Raw genomic sequence first — 4,724 nt, forward strand, 5'->3', positions numbered from 1 at the left:
ACGCCCGCCTCGTACGCGGCGCGGCGCGCGGCCATGCAGGCGGCATAGGCCGCGCCCAGCGGGCGCAGCAGGGGGGCGCAGGTTTTCTGCACGGCGGCGATGTTCATGACGCCGCCCCGATTGATCCGGGAAAGGGCAACGATGTGCGCATGACAGCAAGTCTAGCATGCGCGGGCGCGCTTGTCGCCGGGGGAATGCGGACGGGGGGGGCAGGGCGGGACAGGTCGAAACAGGTCGAAACTGGGCGGAACAGGGCCGGGAAGGGGGTGACGGAACGACGTTCCGCTCGGACACGGCGGGACGCGCGGCACCGCACCATGAAAAAAGGGGGGCTTGCGCCCCCCTTGGCAGTCAATGTCGATCAGGCAGGCAATGCCCGCCGCTAGTCGCGCGAAGAGCCGAACAGGCGCAGCAGCATCAGGAACAGGTTGATGAAGTCCAGATACAGCGTCAGCGCGCCAAGAATGGTGCCGCGCCGGATGGCCGTGGCGTCGTCCATGGGGGCGGTTTCGCCCATCATGCGCAGCTTCTGGCTGTCGTAGGCGGTCAGGCCCGTGAACACGATGACGCCGATGGCGCTGATGACCAGCGACATGGCGGAACTGCCCACGAAGATGTTCACCACGCTGGCGATGAGAATGCCGATGAGGCCCATGAACAGGAAGCTGCCCCACGAGGTGAGGTCCTTCTTGGTGGTCAGGCCGTAAAGGGACATGGCGCCGAACATGCCCGCCGCCGTGGCGAAGGCCTGAAACACCGTGCCTGAGGTGTAGGCCAGCAGCACCGCGGAAAGGGTGATTCCGTTCAACGCGCTGTACAGCACGAAAAGCCCGGTGGCAGCGCCGCCCGAAAGGCGTGCGATGCCCGCGCTGATGCCCATTACCAGACCGAGTTCGGCAAGGATCAGGCCGATCAGCACGAAGCTGTTGCCGAACACCAGTTGCAGCATGGCCGGGCTCGACGCCGTGAACCACGCGGCACCGGCCGTCACGGCAAGCCCCACGAACATCCAGTTGTATACACCGCGCATGAAGGCGTTGACGGTTTCAGCCCGCGCCCTCGTGGGTGCGGAGACCGTGCGTCCGAGCATGTCGAAACCTCCTGTAACGTTTGTGTGAAGCGGCCGTTCCGGCGGGGCCGGGAAAAGCGTCCAGATTATAATACGCCGCCCCAGTCATGATAGGTAACAATCCTCTGGTACTCTGACAAGGGCGGCACCACCATCTTTCCACGACACACTTCCCGCGCCGCATCCCGGAGGCTTGCCATGCCCCCTGCCCTTTCCGGCACGGATCCGACGCGCCACACCCCTTCCCCGCCTTCCGGCACGGCCGCGCCGCACCGCCCGGTGCGCGTGCTGTTCGCCTGGTTTCTGCTGGCGTTCATCGCCTTTCAGGCGGTCTGGGCCTACTGGCTCACCCGCGTGCAGGCGCGCGACGCCATGGCCAACCTGCGCGCCGAAACGCTGGCCGACGAAGCCACCGTGTATGCCGCACTGGTGGACCGGTACCTGAACAACCGCAAGCAGATGCTTGACGCCTACGCGGCCTTGCCACAACTGCGCCGCGCCCTGCGGCACGCGGGGCAGCAGGGACAACAGGGAGGACAGGAGCAACCAGCGCCGCAGGGGCATGCCTCGCCGGAACTTGCCGAGACCATGGTCCTTTTCGCCACCGTGGGCCGCGGGTCGTGCACCGCATTGTACAAAAGCGACGGCACCCCCCTCATCGCCAACGGCGCGCCCTGCGACGCGGACGGCCCGTCGCCGCCCTGGCTGGAACAGGCCCTGGCCGCGCCGCAATCCGTACTCCTTCAAATCGAGGTGCGCAACGACACCGACACGGCAACAGAACCCGGCACGGCAGGCCAGCAGGCCGCATACTGGCGGCTGGCCCGGGCGGTGCTGCGGGATGGCGTTCCCGTGGGCGTGCTGAGTGCGCTGCTGCCCGTGGATATCACCTTCCTGCCGCACGACCCCACGGACCGCAGGCTGCGCAAGGTGCTGCTGCGATCCGGGGAGCCGGTGGCCGTCATGGGACCGGACATGCGGGTGGGTCTGCGCACGGAGCACGCCCTTTCCGTGCCGGGCATGCGCATCGCCCTTGAAACGGACGATTCGGGCATAGAGGCGCGCTCTGCGGATCTGCTGCTGCGTATCCTGCCGCTGATGCTGGCGGGCGCCGCCGCGCTGGTGGCGATCTTCCACCGGCTGGGGTACCGTTTGTTCGTGGCCCCGCAAGAGGCGTTGCTGACCCTGCGCGGCGAACTGGAAGACCGCAACCGCAGGCTGGAACGGGTGATCCAGGAACAGCAGCAGGTGGATTCGCTGCTGGAGACCAAGTCGCGCCTGCTGGAGGAAAGCGAGGCCCTGCTCTCGTCCATCATCAGCGACCAGACGGAACTGATCTGCCGCTATCTGCCCGACGGCACCTGCACCTTCGCCAACGACGCCTTCTGCACGTTCTTCGGCCTTGAACGGGAACGGCTGATCGGCAGCGTGTTCCAAGTGCAGAGCCCGCCCGGCGCGGAAAGTGACACCTTCGCCGACGCCATCAACCCCGACCTGCCCCCCATCGTCACCTTCGACCACTGGGTGGTGGTACCGCCGGGCGTGGAGCGCCGTCTGCAATGGACCCGGCGCGCCCTGTACGATGACGAGGGGCGGCTGGCTGGGTTCCAGGGCGTGGGGCGCGACGTGACCACGGAATACGAGTTGGAAAAGGCCCTGCGCGCCGCCAACGAGGAGTTGGAGGAACGCATCCGCGCCCGCACCCGGGACCTGGCGGAACGCGAGGAACTGCTGTCACGCATCTTTTCGGGGTTGCGAACGGCCATCGTCATCGTTCGGCCCGGCGACTGCGCCGTGGCCGAGGTCAACACCGTGGCCCGCGACCTGCTGGGTTGCGGCGACGATGGAGCAGGGTGCGCCGACCTGTACCGGCAGATCACCCAGGGGGCCTGCCTGTTGCCCGGCGAGACGGGGTTCGCCCCGTTGCTGGACCGGGAACACGTGCTGCGCCGCGCCGACGGGCGCAACATTCCCGTGCGCTGGAGCCTGCTGCCCGTGCCGTGGCAGGGGGCGCCGCACATGGCGCTGGTGTTCTTCGACGCCACCGAACAGAAAAGCATGGAACGCCGCCTGACCCAGGCCCAGAAGCTGGAATCCATCGGCCAGTTGGCGGCAGGGGTGGCGCACGAGATCAACACCCCCATTCAGTATGTTGGTGACAATCTGCGCTTTTTGAGCGGCGCGTTCGACGACCTGTTGCTCCCCCTGACTGCCTGCGGCGACCTGGTCGGCACGCGGATGAGCGGCTCGGGAGCTTCCGCGCGAGAGGCAGGCGAGGACGCGGTTGCCCCTGCCCAGCAGATGGCCCGCCTGCGCGACACTCTGGCCGTCTCCGATGCCGAATTCCTGACCGACGAGGTGCCCCGCGCCATCACCCAGGCGTTGGAAGGGGTGGAGCGCGTGGCCTCCATCGTGCTGGCCATGAAGAAATTCTCGCATCCGGAAACGGCGGAAAAGCGCCCTGCGGACATCAATCAGCTGGTGCTGGACACGGTGACCGTGTCGCGCAACGAATGGAAGTACGTGGCCGAGGTGGAGACGCGCCTTGCGCCCGACCTGCCGCTGATCCCCTGCCTGCCCGGCGACCTGGCGCAGGTGCTGCTGAACGTGGTGGTCAACGCGGCCCACGCCATTGCCGAGGCACGCCAGGCGGGCGAGGTGATGCACGGCGACGAGGCCGGAGCCTCCGGCGTGGCGGACGGCACGCCCCCGCCGCCGGGGCGCATCACCATCACCACGCGCATGATGCCGGGCAGCGATCCCATCGACGACACCACCCGCGCGTCCACCGGAGCATTGGCGGGCGCATCCACTGGTGCGTTTGGGGGGCGCGGGCATGTGGAAATCCGCATCGCGGACACGGGCACCGGCATCCCGGAGGCCCTGCGCGACCGGGTGTTCGACCCGTTCTTCACCACCAAGGCGGTGGGCAAGGGCACCGGACAGGGCTTGGCCATCGCCCACGACATCGTGGTCAAGAAGCACGGCGGCACCATCGACTTCACCAGTACCCCGGGCAGGGGCACCACCTTCACCATCACCCTGCCCGCATAGCCGGGCGGGCGGAAAAGACGCGCGCGGCGGAATGTAGCCGCTACGGCGCCACCAGCACCGCCACCCGCCGCTCCAGCACCGTGCGGGCCTTGGCCCCGCCGCAGCTGGAACGGGCCACCAGGGTCACCGTCAGGTCCAGTTCGTAGCGGCCCGGCGCGCTGAAGCGCACTTCGGAATCCGGGTACCCGGTGGTGGCGGACACCCGCCCACCGTCCGGCCCGGTTGCCCTGTCGATGTTCACCACCGGAAACACGCCGGATGGCAGGGGCGGACCTTCCAGCGCCACCACCACCGCAAGGGGTGCGCCCACGCGGACCACGGCGACTGTGTGACCCCGCTCCCCCAGTTTTTCCTGTTCCGGCAAGGCGGGTGCCACCAGTCGGGCGGTGTGTTCCGGCGAGGTGAGCGGGCACGGCTCGCCCACGGAAGCGGGATCCCGCGCGGGCGCCACGGCGGGGGCAATCGCATCGGCAGCCATGGCCGGTGTTGCGCCCAACGGTCCGCCCATCCCTCCGGCCAATGCTCCGGCCAACGCTCCGGCCAATGCTCCGGTGAGTCCCGCCGCCACCAGCCAGACACGCAGCACCGCCACGGCGGACAA

At 68.3% G+C, this 4,724-nt stretch carries 3 protein-coding genes; 1 reads left to right on the forward strand and 2 read right to left on the reverse strand.

Annotation, left to right across the window (positions count from 1 at the left end; all coding sequences use genetic code 11):
• Positions 1–382 precede the first annotated feature (382 nt).
• Positions 383–1,090, reverse strand: a complete 708-nt coding sequence (locus tag FVW27_RS08000; RefSeq protein WP_012612073.1) for a Bax inhibitor-1/YccA family protein — start codon at positions 1,088–1,090, stop codon at positions 383–385.
• Between the two features lie 177 nt (positions 1,091–1,267).
• Between FVW27_RS08000 and FVW27_RS21175 the strand changes: the two genes are divergently transcribed.
• The gene (locus FVW27_RS21175) at positions 1,268–4,123 is read left to right on the forward strand and encodes an ATP-binding protein (protein ID WP_167124175.1); all 2,856 of its coding nucleotides are present in this window, start codon (positions 1,268–1,270) and stop codon (positions 4,121–4,123) included.
• A 40-nt stretch (positions 4,124–4,163) separates the two neighbouring features.
• On the opposite strand, the gene FVW27_RS08010 is transcribed toward FVW27_RS21175, so the two are convergent.
• Positions 4,164–4,724 (reverse strand): hypothetical protein (locus FVW27_RS08010; protein ID WP_341806109.1); only part of this gene is annotated, 561 nt, incomplete at its 5' end.

It is taken from the genome of Nitratidesulfovibrio liaohensis, from assembly GCF_011682075.1.
GTDB lineage: Bacteria > Desulfobacterota > Desulfovibrionia > Desulfovibrionales > Desulfovibrionaceae > Cupidesulfovibrio > Cupidesulfovibrio liaohensis.